The following is a 20334-nucleotide window of genomic DNA, read 5'->3' as shown; positions in this document are numbered from 1 at the left end:
CTCCCGGGGCCGGTGCGCTCCAACCTGGTCCGGCATGTCCAACTCCCGTTTCGTCCATCTCCACGTCCACACCGAATTCTCGCTGGCGGATTCCACCATCCGCGTGCCGGCGAAGCCGGAACAGGCTGACCCGAAGAAGGCCAAACAGGCCAACCTGCTGTCGCGCGCGGTCGAACTTGGCTTGCCCGCACTGGCCGTCACCGACCTGAACAACCTGTTCGCGCTGGTCAAGTTCTACAAGGCCGCCGAAGGCGTGGGCATCAAGCCCATCGCCGGCGCCGACGTCATGATCGCCGAGGAAGGCCAGGATCCCTGGCGGATGACCCTGCTGTGCCGTGACCGCGAGGGCTACCTCAGCCTGTCGCGCCTGCTGACGCGTGCGTGGATGGAAGGCCATCGCCCGGAAGGCGGCGTGGCCGTACACCCTGAATGGCTGAAAGCCGGCTGCCAGAACCTGTTCGCACTCAGTGGCCGCGACAGCCTGGCAGGCCGCCTCGCCGCCGCCGGCAAGCACGACCTCGCCGAACAACAACTGGCCGACTGGCAGCGCGTGTTCGGCGATGGCCTGCACCTGGAACTGACCCGCACCGGGCGCGAAGCCGAAGAGGCGTTCAACCAGTTCGCGCTGATGGCGGCCGGCCAGCGCGGCCTGCCGGTCATCGCCAGCAACGATGTGCGCTTCCTGCAGCCCACTGATTTCAGCGCCCACGAAGCGCGCGTGTGCATCGCCTCCGGCCGCGTGCTGGATGATCCCAAGCGTCCGCGTGACTACAGTGACCAGCAGTACCTGAAGTCGTCCGAAGAGATGTGCGCGCTGTTCGCCGACATCCCCGATGCGATCGACAACACCCGCGCACTGGCCGAGCGCTGCAACATCGAAATGCGGCTGGGCACCTACTTCCTGCCCAACTACCCGGTGCCCGACGACGAGACGCTGGACAGCTGGATCCGCAGCGAAGCGCGCAAGGGCCTGGCGCTGCGCATGGAGAAGAATCCCGTAGCGCCTGGCATGACCTTGCAGGACTACAGCGACCGCCTGGAATTCGAGCTGGATACCATCATCAAGATGGGCTTCCCCGGCTACTTCCTGATCGTGGCCGACTTCATCCAGTGGGGCAAGAACCAGGGCATCCCGATCGGCCCGGGCCGTGGTTCCGGTGCCGGGTCGCTGGTGGCCTGGGCGCTGCAGATCACCGACCTGGACCCCCTGCCCTACAACCTGCTGTTCGAGCGCTTCCTCAATCCCGAACGCGTGTCGATGCCCGACTTCGACATCGACTTCTGCATGGACCGCCGCGACGAAGTCATCGACTACGTGGCGCGCAAATACGGACGCGAACGGGTCAGCCAGATCATCACCTACGGCACCATGGCGGCCAAGGCCGTGGTGCGCGACTGCGGACGCGTGCTGGGCTTCCCGTACGGCCTGGTGGACAGCGTGGCCAAGCTGATCCCCAACATCCTGGGCATTTCGCTGAAGGATGCAATGGGCGAAGGCAAGGACAGCGAGATGGCCTCGCCGGAGCTGATCCAGCGCTACCAGAGCGAGGACGATGTCCGCGACCTGATCGACCTGGCCCGGCAGCTGGAAGACCTGACCCGCAACGCCGGCAAGCACGCCGGTGGCGTGGTCATCGCGCCGGAGCCACTGGCCGAGTTCTGCCCGCTGTTCGCCGAGCACGATGAAAACGGCATCGGCCGCAATCCGGTCACCCAGTTCGACAAGAACGACGTGGAAGAAGTCGGGCTGGTGAAGTTCGACTTCCTCGGCCTGCGTACGCTGACCATCATCGATTGGGCGGTGAAGGCGATCAACAAGCGCCATGAGCGCGCCGGCATCCCGCCGGTGGACATCACCCAGCTGCCGCTGGACGACGCCCCCACCTACAAGGACATCTTCGCTTCGGGCAACACCGGCGCGGTGTTCCAGTTCGAATCCTCCGGCATGCGCCGCCTGCTGAAGGACGCCAAGCCCGACCGCTTCGAAGACCTGATCGCGCTGGTTTCGCTGTACCGCCCCGGTCCGATGGACCTGATTCCTTCCTTCGTCGACCGCAAGCATGGGCGCGAAGACGTGGAATACCCCGATCCGCGCACCGAGCGCATCCTGCGCGACACCTACGGCATCATGGTGTACCAGGAGCAGGTGATGCAGATGGCGCAGATCGTCGGCGGATACTCGCTGGGCGGCGCCGACCTGCTGCGTCGTGCGATGGGCAAGAAGGTGCCGGCCGAGATGGCCAAGCACCGCGAGATCTTCCGCGAAGGCGCGGCCAAGGACGGTGTCGGCGAGGCCAAGGCCGATGCGATCTTCGACCTGATGGAGAAGTTCGCCGGCTACGGTTTCAACAAATCCCACGCCGCCGCCTACGCACTGGTCAGCTACCAGACGGCCTGGCTGAAACGGCATTACCCCGCCGAGTTCATGGCCGCCACGCTGTCTTCGGACATGGACAATACCGAGAAGGTGGTCGGCTTCCTGGACGAGGTGCGCAACCTCGGCCTGACCGTGCTGCCGCCGAAGGTCAACCAGTCCGCCTACATGTTCGAAGCGGCCACGCCGGACACCATCCAGTACGGTCTGGGCGCGATCAAGGGCGTCGGCCAGGGCGCCTGCGAAGCGGTGGTCGACGAGCGCCTGCAGAACGGGCCCTATACCGACCTGCTGGATTTCTGCACGCGCATCGGTTCGGCCAAGCTCAACCGCCGCACGCTGGAAGCGATGATCAACTGCGGTGCGCTGGATGAGCTGGGGCGCAATCGTGCCTCGCTGGCCCTGCAACTGCCCGAAGTGATCAAGGCGACCGAGCAGATGGCGCGCGAGCGCGCGTCCGGCCAGAACTCGCTGTTCGGCGGTCCGGATCCCAATGCACCGGCGATCCACCTGGAACTGCAGGAAACCGACGAATGGCCGCTGCTGCAGCGCCTGACCGGTGAGCGCGATACGCTGGGCTTCTACCTCAGCGGACACCCTTTCGATCCGCATCGCGACGACGTGCGCGACCTGGTCGGCACCGATCTCGGCGCGGTCGAGAAGATCTGGAGTGCCGCCAGCGGCGGGGGCGGCGGGGGCGAAAAGCGCTGGCGTCCAGAAGTGCAGACGGTGCTGGCGGGCCAGGTCGTCGGGGTGCGCCGCAAGGGCGAAAGCCAGATCTTCATCCAGCTTGAAGACGGCCGCGGCCGGGTCGAGTGCAGTGCGTTTTCCGATGCGATGGCCGAGTTCGGCCACCTGATGACCAAGGACCGCATCCTGGTGGTCAAGGGCGGGCTGCGCGAGGACGAGTTCAATGGCGGCTTCGCCCTGCGCATCCGCCAGTGCTGGGACTTCGACGAGGTCTGCGCGAACTACGCCACGCGGTTGTCGCTGCGCGTGGACCTGCGCCGCGAACGGCCGGTCTGGGAGCGCGTCAATGCGCTGCTCGACCGCCATCGCCCGGGCCGCACGCCACTGCGCCTGGACCTGCTGCTGAAGGACCCGGAAGGGTCGCTGGCGGGGATGTTGGACGTGGGCGGTGAAAGCGCCGTACGCATCGACTCCAAGCTGATCCAGGCCCTGCGCGCCGACCCCGCGGTGCGGACGCTGAAGGTGCGCTACAGCCCGCCGTGGGCGAGCTGACCAGACGACGGCGTACGGGCCATCCGCACGCATTCGGCTAAACTTCCCCCCTTACATTCATACGACGGCTTCCGATGAATCCGAACTACCTCGACTTCGAGCAACCCATCGCCGACCTGGAAGCCAAGATCCAGGAGCTGCGCAGCGCCAGCGCCGGCCCGGCGGTCAACGTTGAAGCCGAAGTAACAGCCCTGCGGGGCAAGCTGCGCACGCGCACCGCGCAGATCTTCCGCAACCTGACCTCATGGCAGGTGCTGCAGCTGGCCCGCCATCCCTCGCGTCCGTACACGCAGGATTACCTGCACCTGATGTTCGACGAATTCCAGGAGCTGGCCGGCGACCGTGCCTTCGCCGACGACAAGGCGATCATGGGCGGCCTGGCCCGCATCAATGGCCGCGCGGTCATGGTGATCGGCCACCAGAAGGGCCGGGACACCAAGGAAAAAATCAAGCGCAACTTCGGCATGCCCAAGCCGGAGGGCTACCGCAAGGCACTGCGCCTGATGAAGATGGCGGAGCGTTTCGGCCTGCCGGTGCTGACCCTGATCGACACCGCCGGTGCCTGGCCGGGCATCGATGCTGAATCGCGTGGCCAGTCCGAAGCCATTGCGCGCAACCTGATGGAGATGGCCGAGCTGAAGGTGCCGGTGATCTGCACGGTGATCGGCGAGGGCGGCTCCGGCGGCGCGCTGGCGCTTGGCGTGGGCGACCGCACCATCATGCTGGAATACAGCGTGTATTCGACGATCAGCCCGGAAGGCTGCGCCTCGATCCTGTGGAAGGACGCCAGCAAGGCCAAGGACGCCGCCGAACAGCTGGGGCTGACCGCCCCGCGCCTGAAGGGCCTGGGCCTGATCGACAAAGTGGTGCGCGAGCCGACCGGCGGCGCACACCGCAACCCGCTGCAGATGGCCAAGCGCCTGAAAGCCGTGCTGATCAACGAGCTGGATGCGCTGCAGGACCTGCCGACCGACGAACTGCTGGCCAAGCGCTACACGCGCCTGCGCAGCTACGGCACCTACGAAGCCGCGTAACCCGCGGCCCTGGCAGCGTCGAAGGCAGCGGCAGGAGCCGCGCCAACGTCGCTTGCGACGGCCCGCAGGGTGTCCGGTCAGGACGGACCGGCATAGCCATGCTCGGCGGCTCTCCGATCAGGCACCTCGATGCGCTTGGTAGCGCCGAGCCATGCTCGGCGGCTCTGCGATCAGGCACCTCGATGCGGCTGGTAGCGCCGAGCCATGCTCGGCGGCTCTCCGATCAGGCACCTCGATGCCGGACGCAGGCCGCGCTTCGCGCTCGCCGAGCATGGCTCGGCGCTACCGGCGCTACCGGCGCGCCGGCGCGCCCGCGCTACCCAGCGTGGCTCAGAACGGCTTGGCCAGTACCAGCCATACGATCGGGATGAAGGCCAGCAGCGGGATCTCATTGATCCAGCGCAGCGCGCGCGAAGACGGCAGCGCGCGGCCCTTGGCCACGCCTTTCAGCAGCCGCCCGATCCAGATGAAATACCCCAGCAGCACCACCACCAAGCCCAGCTTGGCGTGCAGCCAGCCGGCGCCGCCCGCTGCCACCATGGTCGGGAAATCCGGGATGACGCGGTAGCCGAGCCACAGCACCAGTCCCAGTACGAAGGCCAGGCCGAACATGCTGTGGCCGAAGCGGTACAGGCGCATCCCCATCAACTGCAGACGTTCGCTGACTGCCGCCTGTCCTGCCGTCTCGGCGATGTTGACCAGGATGCGCGGCAGGTAGAACACCGTCGCCATCCAGGCCACCACAAACACCAAGTGGAAGGTCTTGACCCAGAAGTAGGACTGCATATGCTCGCTCCAGCGGCTGGCGTAGGATGAGCACCATTTTCACCGATGCGCAGAGCCACGTACATGCACAAGACCTACGACGCCGCTTATTTCCAGCACTGGTACCGCCGCGCCGATATCGGCGGCAGCGCGCGGCTGGCGCGCAAGGTCGCCTTGGCCGTGGCAAGCGCCGAGTACTACCTGGAACGCCCGATCCGCAGCGTGCTGGACATCGGCTGCGGCGAAGGCGCATGGCGCGCGCCGCTGCTGAAGCTGCGCCCGAAGTTAAGCTACCTGGGCTTTGACAGCAGCGACTATGCGATCACCCGCTACGGTCGCACCCGCAACCTGCACCCGGCCAGCTTCGGCGACTTCGCCTGGCTGCGGCCGTGCGCGCCGGTGGACCTGCTGATCTGCTCGGATGTGATGCATTACGTGCCCGACCGCGAGCTGCGTACCGGCCTGGCCGGCATCGGCGAGCTGACCGGGGGCGTCGCCTTCCTGGAGACCTTCGCCGCCGAGGACGACTTCGACGGGGACCACGAAGGCTTCCACCCGCGCCCGGCCCGCTGGTACCGGCGCGAACTGGGAAAACACGGCCTGACCCCGATCGGGTCGCACTGCTGGTTGGGCGCTTCACTGGGCCAGGAGGCCGCAGCGCTGGAAAAGGCCTGAACTGGCCACTGCCGGATCTGCGACCCCAATTAATATTCCGCTGCGCCTGATCAGGTATGCTGCACGGCAACATATGACCATACATATTGAGTCGATATGCTCTACCAGCTTCACGAATTGACCCGTAATCTGCTGGCCCCCTGGGTCCACCAGGCCCAGGCAAATGCCCACTTCTTCAACAATGCCGGCCACTGGTGGGGGCAAATGCCCGGTGCCGATCGCCTGGCGGCGATGAACGAGCTGTTCCATCGCCTGGGCAAGGATTACGAGAAGCCCGAGTGGGGCATCAACGAGATCGACGTGGACGGCGAGCGCGTGCCGATCGTGGTCCACGAGGAGGTCAGCAAGCCCTTCTGCAAGCTGCTGCGCTTCAAGCGCCACAGCAACGAAGCCGACCAGCTGCACACCATGCTCAACCAGCCGTTCGTGCTGGTGGTGGCGCCGTTGTCCGGCCACCACGCCACGCTGCTGCGCGATACCGTGCGCACCCTGCTGCGCGACCACCGCGTGTACGTGACCGATTGGGTCGACGCACGCATGGTGCCGGGCAGCGAAGGCGAGTTCGGGCTGGATGATTACGTGGAGTACATCCAGGCGTTCATCCGCCACCTCGGCGTTGAGCGCCTGCACGTGGTGAGCGTGTGCCAGCCCACCGTACCGGTACTGGCTGCGGTTTCGCTGATGGCCAGCCGCGGTGAACCGACGCCGAAGTCGCTGGTGATGATGGGCGGGCCGATCGATGCGCGCTGCAGCCCGACCGCAGTGAACAACCTGGCCACCCAGAACCCGCTGTCGTGGTTCGAAAACAACGTCATCCACACCGTGCCGCCGAGCTACCCCGGCGCCGGCCGCCGCGTGTATCCGGGCTTCCTGCAGCACGCCGGCTTCCTGTCGATGAACCCCAGCCGGCATTTCAGCTCGCACTGGGATTTCTATGCCGACCTGGTCAAGGGCGACCTGGAAGACGCCGACGCGCACCGTCGCTTCTACGACGAGTACAACGCGGTGCTGGACATGCCCGCCAAGTACTACCTGGATACGATCAGCGTGGTGTTCCAGGATTTCCTGCTGCCGCGCGGCGAGTGGTACATCAAGGGTGAACGGGTCGATCCGTCGGCCATCCGCGATACGGCGCTGTTGAGCATCGAAGGCGAGCTGGACGATATCGCCGGACTCGGCCAGACCGAAGCGGCGCAGTCGCTGTGCACGGGTATTGCCGAAGACCGCCGCGAGCATTTCATCGTCGAAGGCGCCGGCCATTACGGCATCTTCAGCGGCCGCCGCTGGCGCGAAGTGGTGTACCCGAAGGTGCGCGATTTCTTCGCCGCCAATGCCGAAGCACCGGCCTCGGCGAAGCCGAAGAAGAAGAGCAACGTCACCCCGTTGCGGCGGAAAGCCGGCTGACTACCCGGCGTTGGCGTTGGCGGCCAGCGGCCGTCACTACCGTTGGACCAAGGTAGCGCCGAGCCATGCTCGGCGGTTTTTCGATCCGGCATCGCGGGGGCTGGCACAGGCCGTGCTACGCGCTCGCCGAGCATGGCTCGGCGCTACCTGCCCATCGCCTTTACAGCCGCACCAGCAGGTGCTTGGCCAGGGTGCCTGCAATCAACGCTCTCACAGACTTGCAGCGGCCGCACTCCCCTTGGTCCCCGCGCCCAGCACTGCGTCAGCAAAGACGTTCACAACCGCGCCTCGCATTCGCCAGGTACTCGCCAGCGCAAGCCCTACCGAGACGACAACCTCCCACACTGCAACCGTGTCTGCAATGATCCGCAGCGGCAATGCAAAGGGCATGGTGGGCGGGAAGAATGACAAGGCGACCATGAACGCATTATCCGGCTCCTTTGCCCCTCCCAAGCAAAGAAGGAGGCAGGTCATAGGCACGAGGATCAGCGTGTTCCGGATGGGAGAGGTAGCGCTAGGCAGCCGCGCAGCGACCAGCGCAAATGCAACGCTCCAGAAACCTAGCCCGATCACACCAATCAACAGTGCTGAAAGAAGTTCTGGCCATGCGCGCAGGACGTCGAACAGTTGCGCCGGGTCGAGGACGCCAAGCAGGGTCGAGGCCAGTACTCCGTAGATTGCGTAAGAGAAGATGGTTTTGATGCCATGCAGTGTCGCCGCGATCAGCTTTCCATCGATCCATATGGAGGGACTGATCGCCGAAAGCACGATCTCACTTATCCGGCCGAATTTTTCACCGGCTATTCCTTGCAGGACAAGCGAAAGCGCCGAGATGATGCCGAGGATACTCAGCACCATTATCGAAACCGAAGCAGCATAAGTAGCCGGCCCCGCTCGATTTCCCCCACCCTGCAGGTGCGTTGAAACGAGTTGAGGGTCTGTGGTGATGGCCTGAAGGTCTGCTTCTGAAATGCCGGCACGCCTTGCATTCAGCAAACGGTGCCAAGGTGCGAAGCTATCGGCAAGCGCGTCCTGCCAGTGCACTCGATCGTTGGTGTAAAGACGATAGTGGTTAGGCGTCTCTTCAATGAGCAATCCGGCCAGATCGCCATCTCGAATGCGTCGCAGCGACTCGACTCGCGCTTCGGGCTCTGCAGCCGCGAAATGGAACCGACCTGACTGCCCCATCGGCAACAAATCATCCACGTTGGTTTCAACAGCAATCGCCAGATTGCTGGGAGTCGACATCACCATGAGCGCTTCGCCGCCGAAGCGGATCAATGCGATAAGCACGAGCACCGAGACGCCAATCAACTCGCCCCTGATGTCCAGGAAACGCCGAAACTCGAACCGAGCCACATCAAGTATGCGACGATCCATGCCCTGCTCCCGTTGTGTTGGTCGACACCGATTCGACGTAGGCCCGATGGAGGCTGGGCCGGGAAAACTCCAGATCCACGACGCCGTCGAGTGCCGCCAACTCGGCCAAGGCATCCGTAAAAGCGGCGAGCCTCATGGCCGGGAATGTAATGGTGATCTGGTCGTCAGCGGTGTGCGTCACTTGGTGCGGCGGCAGATTAGTCAGCAGGAGCCGAGCCCCGGACTCAATGTGCACCACCACCAGCCGCTGCAGACTATCCGCCTGTCGCTCTCCGGACTTGCCGAACGCTGGCATAGCCACCGTACGACCGGCGTGCATAAACGTCACCGTAGTAGCCATCCTCTCAACCAGCGCCATTTGATGCGCTGATATGAGAATTGTGGCTCCACTGGCCGCTTGCTCGAGCAGAATTTCGGAGACCAGATCCTGGTTGAGCGGATCCAAGCCGGAGAATGGCTCATCAAGAACGATTAGCTTTGGCGAGTGCATCAGGCATATGGCCAGCTGAACTTTCTGCTGATTGCCCTTCGATAGCGTTCTCACAAGAGCACGCCGTTTCGAATCAAGCTCAAACCGGGAGATCCAATCCTCCAGGATCGCCGGAATCGCGCTGCCGTCGATGTTCCTCAAGCGCGCCCAGTACCGCAGCAACTGTTCCACCTCTATCGCTTGGTACAGGCCGCGTTCCTCCGGCAGGAATCCACGTTGCTCTCGCGTCAACGCACTTTCCAATCGCTGTCCGCACCAGAGGATCTGCCCATCATCGGCATGTAGGAGGCCGGAAATAAGCCGAAACGTCGTGGACTTTCCTGCGCCATTGGGCCCGATGAGGGCGGCTATGGTGCCCGCCTCGACCTTCATCGAAACCCTGTCTACCGCTGTGATGTCCCCGTAGCACTTCACAACCCCTTTCAGCTCAAGCAAGCCTATCCCCCTTGATAGAGGCCCGGGCAAGCGCCTCTATCTCTGCCGTGCGTATCGCTCTCCAGCCCCGCAGAAAAGCCGAATCGCTGTCCCGGATGCCGGACCAGACTTCGAGCGCATCGTTAGTTCCTTCAGCCGACCTTGCTAATGCGTCAAAGGCTGCCAACCTGACCCGATCAATGTCGTGCTTCACGGAAATCGCTTCAAGGACTTCACGATGCTGCCCACCACCCAAAGCCGCTGCAGCATTAAACAGCGAAACTGCTGACGATCGATTAAGCAGACCAGATATAACGCCCTTATTGATATCAAATGCATACTGATCCATCACGGATGCCCGAATTGAATTCTCCATGATATTCAGTGAGACAGAGAAAGAATCAGCCGGCAATTGGTCATGGACATCGACGAAGGCCCTGTAAAGCAGCACCTTACCTTTCTCGAGACTACTACGCTCCATGAACCTTAGTGCGACACTTTCTCCAGGGACGCCATCGCACCTCTCATAATCATACTCATAATAATCACTTGCGTAGCCCGGCCCATGATAACCAACTGTAAGAAAGTTGAAATTATGATCATGTGGCTTGTGATAAAAAAACGGGTCCGTACCGCTTGTCTTCACAACTTGGTCTGCATGAGCAGGCCAGAAGCATGCGCGCAGGAAGAATGGCTGACCTTTACGTTGTGGTGGGTAGATCATGAACACCTGTGCGGAGTAGCTGTTCGAGGATTGCAAACTCCTATAGTCGGAAAGCTCCCTACAAACCATCTCAGCTAGAAATTCTCGATTATTCGAAAGACGCTTAAGCATGGGCGCCGCTGATGCAAGCGAGTCAGTATCGCTGGGCTGAATCTTGTTCTCCCAGAGAAATTCCACAAGATCGTCAAGGACGATACTGCCAGACTCTTCACGCTCCATGTTCAACGGCATGCTTCCACTCCTTCAATAATCACTTGCGTTTTCAGTGCCGCGTCCCGAACCTGTGGGTGCGGATCATCAGCAGCAGCTTTGCAGACGTGGCTATATGCTGTCGTCGGACAGAGGGCCGTAAGCTCTCGCAACACGTGCCAGCGTACAAAGTGATCGGAATGCCCAGCCAGCTCTATCAGAGTATCTGCACCGTCTTTCCAGCCAAGCTCACGAACTAGCGTGGCTAGCATTTGCACGCGTGACGCACCCATATCCGAAGCAGTACACGAAGCCAATCCCCCACTCGTTAGATAATGCGCGTTAACTGCTGTCCGCGACTGAAGGCGGGACACACTCACAAAAATAATGGGGCGCTCGCAACTTGCAATCGACATGGCGTCGACGCCGCCCCTAAGGAAGACAATGTCGCCATCGGCCACGTGTCTGCTTGGCTGTTCCAGCATGCGCCTTTCTGCCAGAGGCTCATTCGGTGAAAAAGGCTGCGCAGACCAGAAGTCAGCCACTGAACCGCCTGCTCTAATGAATCGGAGCAAGGTATCTGATCCCTGAATCGTGATGCCGGCTACCGTGTCGTGTTCAGCGTTGCGCATCTTCTTAAGACGAAGCGCCATCGGCCCGATAGACACCAAGGAAAGCCTTATTTCTTCGTCCTCAAACAGGACCATGCCACTGAAAGATTCGCTGTCAAAGCTCTTCGCCCCTACCGAGTAGAGAGGCGTGCTTGCGAAACGGTCGAGCTCCTCTCCCAAAATTTGCTCGACACACTCCTCGCTGATCACCATTGACAGCTCATTCATCAACACCTCGATGTTTGAGCAATCTTTCGTTGCGCCAATCCTTGCTGAAATCGACGAAAGACGGCCACTGATCCCGCTCGACGACAATCTTCCGTCTAGCCTATTCGGCTCGCTTGACAGATCAAAAAATACTCGCTGAAGATCCGGGTCGTCGCATATTCTTATTGTGTTCTCTGGATTTCTCATAACAGCTTACCCACGCAAGAATGGCCGACGCAATCCTTAGAATGCGCCGGCGCATAATCAACCGATCGCTTGATTAATCAGAATTCCGAGTAGGACGCCTGCCGCATAGCATCCTGGACCCGCGACCTCCTCTACAGGTCGACATCCGCAGATCGCAACTTCATACGAAAGAGCTGGCAGCTCACTGACTTGGATCATAAAAACCTCGATTGTTTATGTAGCGTCATAGGATCGCAATTATAATCATCACCGCCGTGGTTATCGGCTCCAGAACAGAATCCACCTGCGAGCACCCGCAGAGTCCGACCTCAAAGCTGAGGGTTGGAATGGTCGCCACATCCAGAGTTGTCATTAATCAGTCCTTTATTTAATCGGCGGATACGGCGTAGTCGACGCCGCATTTTCTTGTACTAGCCGCTCATCTGCGGCGGATCTGATGAGAACATCAGTGCTGCATGCGCGCTTGCAGATTTCGCTCAAACGCTCAGTTCGATCAAGGAGGCTGGTCGGGAGAGCGATGCAGCAGCGGTGGCTGAGAACTGATTTCATTTAACCGGGTGGCGACCATGGACCAGTTGCCGCTGCGGAAGAAACTCGAGGGATGCCGTCGTCGCAGTCAGGGTCGAGTGATTGCGGCGCATTCAGCGCACAGACGTGTCGATCTGCCTAAGCGCCGTTCGGGAGGTCACGAACGACGGTGCGTTTCCGCAGGCTTCTTCGAAGACCGCCGCGAGCATTTCATCGTCGAAGGCGCCGGCCATTACGGCATCTTCAGCGGCCGTCGCTGGCGCGAAGTGGTGTACCCGAAGGTGCGCGATTTCTTCGCCGCCAATGCCGAAGCACCGGCCTCGGCGAAGCCGAAGAAGAAGAGCAACGTCACCCCGTTGCGGCGGAAAACCAGCTGACAGCCCGCGTTGGTGCTGACGGCCAGCGGCCGTCACTACCGTTGAACCAAGGTAGCGCCGAGCCATGCTCGGCGGCTTTTCGATCCGGCATCGTGGTGGCTGACACAGGCCGCGCTGCGCGCTCGCCGAGCATGGCTCGGCGCTACCGGCCTATCGCCCTTACAACCGCACCAGCAGGTGCTTGGCCAGGGTGCCGTGCATGCGGCCGACCGCCCGCGCCAGGTGCAGCGTGCCGAACAGCAGCAGCCCGCCAGCCAGTGCCAGCAGCGGCGTGGCCCATGCGCTTTCCAGCAGCGGCAGGCCATTGATGGTCACCCCGGTGTAGGCACCCGGGAACCACACCGCAACCGGTGACCAGATCAAGGCCAGAGACAGCGCCAGCAGCGTCGTTGCCACGGTGAAGTAGGCGATGCCGAGCGGCAGCATCAGCACGAAGTACAGCAGGGTCAGCCAGGTGCGGCCATCGGTGAACATGTCGCCGATCCGCTGCAGCCAGCTGCGGCTGCGGTCGCTGAAGCGCGGACGACGCGGCATGCGTTCGCCCAGCAGCGCCTCCACCAGCCTTCCTTCCAGCAACGACAGCCCGCGGATGGAGCCGAAGAACAGCACCGCCACGGGTACACCGATGATCAGAATCAGCAGGCCCAGCGACAGCGACAGGCCGGTGACCACCCAGCTGAAGAAGAAGGTGCCCGTGGCCAGCGAAAGCAGCATGTAGAACAGCGCGCCGTAGGTGTGCGGATCCACTACCACGCCGAAGAATCGCGCCGCCAGCGAGCGCGGTGGCGACGGCGGCGGATCCGGGATGGCCGGACCGGATGCCGCCGCGCCTGCCGCCGGCGGAACCGCATCGAAGCCGCTGCCCACTGCGGGGGCGGTCGGCACGCGGGTGCCCAGTTGTGTCTTCGGCGTACGCAGCGCGCGGTTCACCGTCAACTCGGTTTCACGGTAGATGTCGGCCACCTCGTCCGGCGCGCCGTAGCTGCCGGCCACGTCGGCGATCACCTCGCCCTCGCTGCGCCCCGGCTGCGCGGCCAGTTCCGAACGCAGGTATTCCTCGGCGTCGTACAGCGCGTCCTGGACCATCGCCGGATCGGCATCGTGCAGCGCGGCGCGCAACTGCGCCAGGTAATCGGGAATGGTCGCCGGCAGGGTCCTGCCCATGGTGTGCTCGATGTTCATTGCAGTACGCCCTCCAGAACGGAATCGACGGAATCGCGGGTGGCACGCCAGGCCTGGATCCACTGCTCCAGCACGGCACGTCCCTGCTCGGTGATGCGGTAGTAGCGTCGCGGTGGGCCGCTGGTGGAAGGCTCCACGTGGCTTTCCAGCAGGCCGGCCCCTTCCAGGTTGCGCAGCACCGGGTACAGGGCGCTCTGCTTGCCACTCAGCACGCCCTCACCCACCTGCTCCAGTTCCTTGGCGATCAGGTAGCCGTACAGCGGCTCCGGTGCCTTGGCCAACACGGCCATCAGCGCCAGCGACACGGTCCCCGCACTGAGCTCCTTCTGGAACTTCTTCAGCTGGATCTCTTCATCGACCATGGCGGCATCTCCACTACGTTGAAGTGAACACTAGTGCGGAGTTCGACCTAGTGAAATAGGCCGGAGGTCACGGCCCCCTACGGCACCCGCGCCGGGTGCTGGCAGGAAGCCGTGGGCTCGCGCATGATCGGGCTCTCTTTCCTGAAAGGCTCACCATGGACCGTCGCCCTGCCTTGTTGGCGCTTGCCCTGGCCACCTGCCTGCTGCCTTCGCTGGCCCCCGCGGCCACGCCCTACCGCAGCGCGCAGCAGATCCTGGAAACCGCACCCGACCGCGACTGGCGCACGCCCGACCCGGCCAACCTGCTGTACATGGACCTGCCGGCCGGGAGGGTGATCATCGAGCTGGCGCCGCAGTTCGCGCCGCGCCACGTGGCCAACATCCAGACCTTTGCCCACGAACATTTCTGGGACGGCACCAGCATCTACCGGTCCCAGGACAACTTCGTGGTGCAGTTCGGCGATGCCGACGCCGACGATGCCGCCAAGGCCAGGCCGATGGGATCGGCGCAGAAGAAACTGCCGGCCGAATTCGAACGGGCCACGGCGGGGTTGAAGGTCAGCCCGCTGCCCGATCGCGATGGCTGGGCGTCGCGCACCGGCTTCGTCGACGGCTTCCCGGTCGGCCAGGACATGAAGGACGGCAGGACCTGGCTGGCGCATTGCTATGGCGCGCTGGGCGCAGGTCGCAACAACGAAGAAGACAGCAGCGTGGGCGCTGAACTGTACGTGGTCACCGGCCAGTCGCCGCGCCAGCTGGACCGCAACATCACCGTGGTCGGCCGCGTACTGAAGGGCATGGAACTGCTCAGCGCCCTGCCACGGGGACCGGCGCCGATGGGCTTCTACGCGGATCCGAAGCAGCGGACACCGATTACCGCGATACGCCGCGCCAGCGATGTCCCCGCCGCCGAACGCACGCCGATCCAGGTACTGCGCACCGACTCGAAAACCTTCGCCGATACCGTGGAAGCCCGACGCAACCGGGTCGATGATTTCTACAAACGGCCGGCCGGTCACATCGATCTGTGCAACATCCCGGTACCGGTGCGGTGACGCGCAGCGGCGCGGGCTGACCGCCACGCTGCCCGTGCAGCGCCGTACAGGAAGCGTGAGCAAGTTCCCCGCTCCACCCTCACCCGCTCTTTTCCGCCGGCTGGCTAGGCTGGAGTCCTGTTTCCCACCAGGACAACCCCATGGCCATGCTGCGACTGCGAATTACCGGAACCGAAGACGATGCGCGTGCGATCAGCGACCTGCTGCAGAGCATCGAAGGTATCGAGCATGTCGAGGAAACCGACGACCTGATGCCGAAGATGGACGACGACGATTCCAGTTCGGCCGGCCTGTCCGATGACATTGGTCCGGGCAGCCATGAACTGGAAGTGGAGGTGGGCAACGAAAGCACCGCGCAGAAGGTGCGCGATGCGGTGCAGGAGCTCGCCCTGGAGCTGGATGTCTTCGTCGAATACGAGACCGACGAGGGCTGATTCCGCGCGGTTGAAGGGGCGGGGTCAACCCGCCCTGCGCGCACGTCGCCGGCGCCACAGGCGCAGGCCGATCCAGCCGACGATGCTGCCGATCACCAGCACCGGCAGCAGCGCGGCGATGGCCCGTATCAGGTACGCGATACTGGTGGTGAGGATCGCTCCGGATTCGGACAGCGCCATGCCGATTTCATTGCGGCTGCGCTGTCCGGACGGTGCGTTGAACTGCATCGTCACCAGCTGCGTGTCGATGCGTCGACGCTGCTGGGCCGCGTCCTTGTTGGCCTGTTCCACCCCCGCCTCGATTTCCGACAGCCGCTGGGTGATGACCAGCAGGTCGGCCAGCTTGATGTCCTTGCTGTCCTGGTAGGCGAGCAGGCGCTCGTGCTCCTTCTGCAGGCGCGCCTTCGCCAATGCGGTATCCGCTACCTGCTGGGCGAGGTCTTCGGCGTGGGTGTTGCGCGAGGACACCTCCCCGCCCTGCCCGGCCAATCCGATGATCGGTTCCACACCCTTCGGCGCGATGCGCACGCGGATCGAACCGCTGGGGTACTCGCCGCCCTGCTGACCCACCTGCAGCACCGCGCAGTCGCCGAAACGGGCGGATTGGCAGGCATCGGCGATCTGCTTGACCCGCGGTCCGATCTTCGCCGCATCCAGGCGGATGTCCAGGTCATGTTCGTAGGCCAGCGACGCCCCTTCCGGCGACACCACCGCGTCGGCAGCACCGGCACCTGCATCGGTCGCCGCCTCATGCTGGCCACAGCCGGCCAGGGTCAGCAGCATGGCCAGCGCGCCGACCCAGCGCGGATGGCGCCTTGCTTCCTTGTGCATTGTGTCCCGTCCCTGCGTTGGAATGCGACGATGGTAATCCTTTGGCACGCAGACAGGGCGACGGCCCCGGCCTATGCTTGGCGATTGACCCCAAGACAGGATTTCCGATGCGCCAGCATCTCCTTGCCCTCGCCCTGATCGCTGCCCTCGGCGGCTGCCAGCAGGCCGACGCCCCGTCGTCCGCCACCCCGCCCGCCGCCGCGCCGGCGCAGGCCGCTGATGCCGCCGCCGATGCGGCCTTTGCCGATCTGTCCAAGCGTGCCCTGGACAGCTGGATGCAGCTTTCGCCCGTGGGTGCCACGCAGATCGGCGACCACCGCTTCGACAGCGAGATCGACGACCTCAGTGCCGCCGGCCAGCAGAAGACGCTGACCGCCTACAAGGGCCTGCTCGCCGAGCTGGAGAAAATGGACGTGGCCAAGCTGGGCCGCGAAAACCAGGTGGATGCGGCGATCCTGCGCAACCAGCTGCAGTCGGATATCTGGAATGCCGAAGTGCTGCAGTCGTCCAAGTGGGATCCGCAGATGTACAACGGCCTGGCAGGCAGCGCGATCTACGGCCTGATGGCGCGTGAGTTCGCCCCGCTGCCCGAGCGCCTGAAGTCGGCTACCGCGCGCATGGAGAAGATCCCGGCGATCTTCGCCCAGGCCCGTGAGAACCTGGATCCGGCACGCGTGCCGAAGATTCATGCCGAAACGGTGGCCAAGCAGAACCGCGGCATCCTCAGCATCGTCGATACCTTCATCACCCCGCACATCGGCGAACTGCCGCAGGCCGACCAGCAGCGCCTGCAGGCCGCCATCGACGGCCTGAAGAAGGCCGTGGACGAGCAGCAGCAGTGGCTGGACAAGACCCTGGTGCCCAATGCCAAGGGCGAGTTCCGCGTCGGCGCCGAATTGTACGACCAGAAGCTGAAGTTCGCGCTGAACTCCTCGCTGTCGCGGCAGGAGATCGGTGAGCGTGCACGTGCCGAACTCAAGCGCGTGCGCCAGGACATGTATGGCATCGCCCAGACCGTGCTGAAGGACAAGCCGGGCGCACCGCAGATGCCGGCCAACCCGAGCGACGAGCAACAGCAGAAGGCGATCGAAGCCGCGTTGGAACTGGCCTACGCCGACAAGCCGGCCCGCGACAAGGTTGTGGAAGATGCCAAGGCCGCACTGGACCAGTCCACCGCGTTCGTGCGCGAGCATGACCTGATGACCCTGCCCGATGCGCCGGTGGACATCATCCTGATGCCCGAATTCCAGCGCGGCGTGGCCGTGGCCTACTGTGATTCGCCCGGTCCGCTGGACAAGAACCTGAAGACCTTCTACGCGGTCTCGCCGATTCCGGATGACTGGAACGACAAGCAGGTCGACTCGTTCCTGCGCGAGTACAACTCCCGCATGATCCACCTGCTGAGCATCCACGAAGGCACCCCGGGCCACTACCTGGAAGGCTGGCATTCGGCCAAGCTCCCCTCCACGCTGCGTGCGGTGCTGCGCTCGGGCCTGTTCGCCGAAGGCTGGGCGGTCTACACCGAACGCATGATGCAGGAACAGGGCTACCTGGATAACGATCCGCTGTTCCACCTGGTGCAGCTGAAGTTCTACCTGCGCACCATTTCCAACGCGATCCTGGACCAGGGCGTGCACGTGGACAACTGGACGCGCGAACAGGCGATGCACCTGATGACCCACGATGCGTTCCAGCAGGAAAGCGAAGCGTCGGGCAAGTGGGTGCGCGCACAGTTGACCTCCGCGCAGCTGCCGACCTACTTCGTCGGTGCGCAGGAACACTTCGACACGCGCAAGGCCGCGCAGGAAAAACTGGGCGACCAGTTCAACCTGAAGGCGTACCACGACAAGATGCTGTCCTACGGCGCCCCGCCGGTGCGTTTCGCGCGCCAGCTGATGCTGGACCAGCCGATCGAGTAAGCGCTGCATCCGGTAGCGCCGAGCGTGGCTCGGCGCTATCTCTCCGTTAACGGCCCGCTGCGCTCGCCGAGCACGGCTCGGCGCTACCGATCATCCGTCGGCGGCCACAAAGCCCCCGGTCTGGCGCGCCCACAGCCGCGCGTACAGACCGCCGGCCGCCACCAGTTCGGCATGCGTGCCGGTTTCCACGATGCGCCCCTGGTCCATCACCACCAGCCGGTCCATCCGCGCGATGGTCGACAACCGGTGCGCGATGGCGATCACCGTCTTGCCGCCCATCAGCTCGTCCAGGTTGTCCTGGATCGCCGCTTCCACCTCCGAATCCAACGCGGAGGTCGCTTCGTCCAGCACCAGGATCGGCGCGTCCTTCAGCAGCACCCGCGCGATCGCGATGCGCTGCCGCTGCCCGCCTGACAGCTTCACCCCGCGCTCGCCCACCAGCGCGTCGTAGCCTTGCCGCCCCTGGGCATCGACCAGCGAATCGATGAAGCCATCGGCACGCGCCTTGGCCACGGCCGCACGCAGCTCGACTTCAGAGGCTTCGGGACGTCCGTACAACAGGTTGTCGCGGATCGAACGATGCAGCAGCGACGTATCCTGTGTGACCACGCCAATCTGCCCGCGCAGGCTTTCCTGGGTGACACCGGCGATGTCCTGCCCGTCGATCAGGATGCGTCCGCTCTCCAGGTCGTACAGACGCAGCAGCACGTTGACCAGGGTCGACTTGCCCGCGCCCGACGGCCCGACCAGGCCGATCTTCTCGCCCGGCTTCACCTGCAGGTCCAGCCCTGCGATCACCCCACCGCGCTTGCCGTAGTGGAAGTGGATATCCTGGAAATGCACGCCACCGGCACTCACCTTGAGCGGTACGGCGTCATCGCGATCCTGCACCGTCAACGGCTGGGAAATGGTGGTGATGCCATCCTGCACCGTGCCGATGTCCTCGAAAATGCCGTTGATGGTCCACATGATCCAACCAGACATGTTGTGGATGCGGATGACCAGGCCAGTGGCCAGGGTGATCGCACCGACCGTGATCAGCCCATCGTTCCACAGCCACAGCGCCAGTCCGCAGGTGCCGGCGATCAGGAACCCGTTGACGATGGCGATGGTCAGGTCCATCCCGCTGGTGATGCGCGTCTGCCGGCGATGCTTCTCGGCCAGCTCCTGGATGGATTCGGCGACGTAGGCCTGCTCGCGTCCGCCGTGGGCGAACAATTTCAGCGTCGGAATGTTGGTATAGCCATCGACGATGCGGCCCATCGCCTTGGAACGCGCTTCGGAGGCGATCCAGGCGCGCTCCTTCGCACGCGGCACGAAGTACACCATGATCACCGCGTAGGCCAGCATCCACAGCACCAGCGGAATCATCAGCCGCCAGTCGGCCTGGGCGAACAGGAACAGCGCGGTGCCGGTGTAGACCACGATGTACCAGAGCGAATCGACCATCTGCACCGCCGATTCGCGCAGCGAGGTGCCGGTCTGCATCACGCGGTTGGCCACGCTGCCGGCGAAATCGTTGTGGAAGAAGGTCAGACTCTGGCGCACCACGTAGTTGTGCATCAGCCAGCGCGAGCGGTTGCTCAGGCCCGGCACGATGGCCTGGTTGACCAGCAGGTTGTGCAGCCCGACCAGCACCGGCCGGGCGACCACGCACACCGCCACCATCCACAGCAGGTCCGATGCGTGGCGCTGGAAGAACCCGGCACCGGGCTGCTCGGCGACCATGTCCACGATGCGGCCGAGGAAGTCGAACATCGCCACTTCCACCAGTGCCAACAGCAGGCCGGCGACCAGCGTGGCCAGCAGCACCGGCCACACCGGGCGCAGGTAGAACAGGTAGAACTTGAACACGCTGCGCGGCGGCATGCGCTTGTCCACCGGCGGGAAGACCGGGATCAGGGATTCAAACCAGCGGAACATCACAGTC

At 63.6% G+C, this 20334-nt stretch carries 16 protein-coding genes and 1 pseudogene; 8 read left to right on the top strand and 9 right to left on the bottom strand.

Annotation, left to right across the window (positions count from 1 at the left end; translation table 11 throughout):
• Positions 1-34 precede the first annotated feature (34 nt).
• Together dnaE and SOM47_RS15110 are read left to right on the top strand one after the other, a co-directional pair.
• A complete protein-coding gene (gene dnaE / locus SOM47_RS15115) occupies positions 35-3616 on the top strand; it encodes a DNA polymerase III subunit alpha (RefSeq protein WP_320506050.1) in 3582 nt (1193 codons plus the stop codon).
• Positions 3617-3690: 74 nt separating this feature from the next.
• Positions 3691-4650, top strand: coding sequence for an acetyl-CoA carboxylase carboxyltransferase subunit alpha (locus SOM47_RS15110; RefSeq protein ID WP_320506049.1), 960 nt, complete (start codon positions 3691-3693; stop codon positions 4648-4650).
• Positions 4651-4980: 330 nt separating this feature from the next.
• Here SOM47_RS15110 and SOM47_RS15105 read toward each other — a convergent pair whose 3' ends face one another.
• Positions 4981-5436, bottom strand: coding sequence for a CopD family protein (locus SOM47_RS15105; protein WP_320506048.1), 456 nt, complete (start codon positions 5434-5436; stop codon positions 4981-4983).
• Between the two features lie 63 nt (positions 5437-5499).
• Here SOM47_RS15105 and SOM47_RS15100 point away from each other — a divergent pair, with 63 nt between their 5' ends.
• Both SOM47_RS15100 and SOM47_RS15095 read left to right on the top strand, forming a co-directional pair.
• Positions 5500-6090, top strand: coding sequence for a class I SAM-dependent DNA methyltransferase (locus SOM47_RS15100; protein WP_320506047.1), 591 nt, complete (start codon positions 5500-5502; stop codon positions 6088-6090).
• Between the two features lie 96 nt (positions 6091-6186).
• On the top strand, positions 6187-7494 hold the full coding sequence (locus SOM47_RS15095) for a polyhydroxyalkanoate depolymerase (protein WP_320506046.1): 1308 nt from the start codon (positions 6187-6189) through the stop codon (positions 7492-7494).
• A gap of 210 nt (positions 7495-7704) precedes the next feature.
• On the opposite strand, the gene SOM47_RS15090 is transcribed toward SOM47_RS15095, so the two are convergent.
• Genes SOM47_RS15090 through SOM47_RS15075 form a run of 4 tightly spaced genes read right to left on the bottom strand, consistent with a single transcriptional unit; the run spans position 7705 to position 11530 of the window.
• Positions 7705-8874 carry an ABC transporter permease gene (locus SOM47_RS15090; RefSeq protein WP_320506045.1) on the bottom strand — a complete coding sequence of 390 codons (1170 nt, stop codon included), beginning with the start codon at positions 8872-8874 and terminating at the stop codon, positions 7705-7707.
• Complete coding sequence (locus SOM47_RS15085; protein WP_320506044.1) at positions 8855-9799, bottom strand: ABC transporter ATP-binding protein; 945 nt, start codon at positions 9797-9799, stop codon at positions 8855-8857. Before SOM47_RS15085 ends, SOM47_RS15090 begins: the two co-directional genes overlap by 20 nt.
• Positions 9792-10733 (bottom strand): HEAT repeat domain-containing protein, encoded by a 942-nt coding sequence (locus SOM47_RS15080; RefSeq protein WP_320506043.1) that lies wholly within the window; start codon positions 10731-10733, stop codon positions 9792-9794. Before SOM47_RS15080 ends, SOM47_RS15085 begins: the two co-directional genes overlap by 8 nt.
• Positions 10724-11530 (bottom strand): HEAT repeat domain-containing protein, encoded by an 807-nt coding sequence (locus tag SOM47_RS15075; RefSeq protein WP_320506042.1) that lies wholly within the window; start codon positions 11528-11530, stop codon positions 10724-10726. Before SOM47_RS15075 ends, SOM47_RS15080 begins: the two co-directional genes overlap by 10 nt.
• A 902-nt stretch (positions 11531-12432) precedes the next feature.
• Here SOM47_RS15075 and SOM47_RS17660 point away from each other — a divergent pair.
• Positions 12433-12621 (top strand): annotated as a pseudogene (locus tag SOM47_RS17660) (polyhydroxyalkanoate depolymerase); the annotation flags it as partial.
• A 159-nt stretch (positions 12622-12780) separates the two neighbouring features.
• Here the strand turns inward: SOM47_RS17660 and SOM47_RS15065 are convergent.
• Together SOM47_RS15065 and SOM47_RS15060 are read right to left on the bottom strand one after the other, a co-directional pair.
• On the bottom strand, positions 12781-13803 hold the full coding sequence (locus SOM47_RS15065; protein ID WP_320506040.1) for a sensor domain-containing protein: 1023 nt from the start codon (positions 13801-13803) through the stop codon (positions 12781-12783).
• Entirely contained in the window at positions 13800-14165 is a 366-nt protein-coding gene (locus SOM47_RS15060; protein ID WP_042615292.1) for a PadR family transcriptional regulator, read from the bottom strand. The genes SOM47_RS15065 and SOM47_RS15060 overlap by 4 nt, the downstream gene beginning before the upstream one ends.
• A 155-nt stretch (positions 14166-14320) precedes the next feature.
• Between SOM47_RS15060 and SOM47_RS15055 the strand changes: the two genes are divergently transcribed.
• Positions 14321-15220 carry a peptidylprolyl isomerase gene (locus SOM47_RS15055; RefSeq protein WP_042615293.1) on the top strand — a complete coding sequence of 300 codons (900 nt, stop codon included), beginning with the start codon at positions 14321-14323 and terminating at the stop codon, positions 15218-15220.
• 140 nt (positions 15221-15360) lie between these two features.
• Positions 15361-15654: a hypothetical protein gene (locus SOM47_RS15050; protein WP_042615294.1), complete on the top strand. Its 294-nt coding sequence runs from the start codon at positions 15361-15363 to the stop codon at positions 15652-15654.
• A 24-nt stretch (positions 15655-15678) separates the two neighbouring features.
• On the opposite strand, the gene SOM47_RS15045 is transcribed toward SOM47_RS15050, so the two are convergent.
• Complete coding sequence (locus tag SOM47_RS15045; protein WP_320506039.1) at positions 15679-16485, bottom strand: DUF4349 domain-containing protein; 807 nt, start codon at positions 16483-16485, stop codon at positions 15679-15681.
• Between the two features lie 107 nt (positions 16486-16592).
• Between SOM47_RS15045 and SOM47_RS15040 the strand changes: the two genes are divergently transcribed.
• Positions 16593-18404: a DUF885 domain-containing protein gene (locus SOM47_RS15040; RefSeq protein ID WP_320506038.1), complete on the top strand. Its 1812-nt coding sequence runs from the start codon at positions 16593-16595 to the stop codon at positions 18402-18404.
• A 90-nt stretch (positions 18405-18494) separates the two neighbouring features.
• On the opposite strand, the gene smrA is transcribed toward SOM47_RS15040, so the two are convergent.
• Positions 18495-20327: a multidrug efflux ABC transporter SmrA gene (gene smrA, locus SOM47_RS15035; RefSeq protein ID WP_320506037.1), complete on the bottom strand. Its 1833-nt coding sequence runs from the start codon at positions 20325-20327 to the stop codon at positions 18495-18497.
• Positions 20328-20334 lie beyond the last annotated feature (7 nt).

The organism is Stenotrophomonas sp. CFBP8980 (assembly GCF_034046095.1).
In the GTDB taxonomy this organism is placed as follows: domain Bacteria; phylum Pseudomonadota; class Gammaproteobacteria; order Xanthomonadales; family Xanthomonadaceae; genus Stenotrophomonas; species Stenotrophomonas lacuserhaii.
The sequence above is the reverse complement of the archived record's forward strand: the minus strand, read 5'-3'. Positions and strand labels throughout refer to the sequence as shown.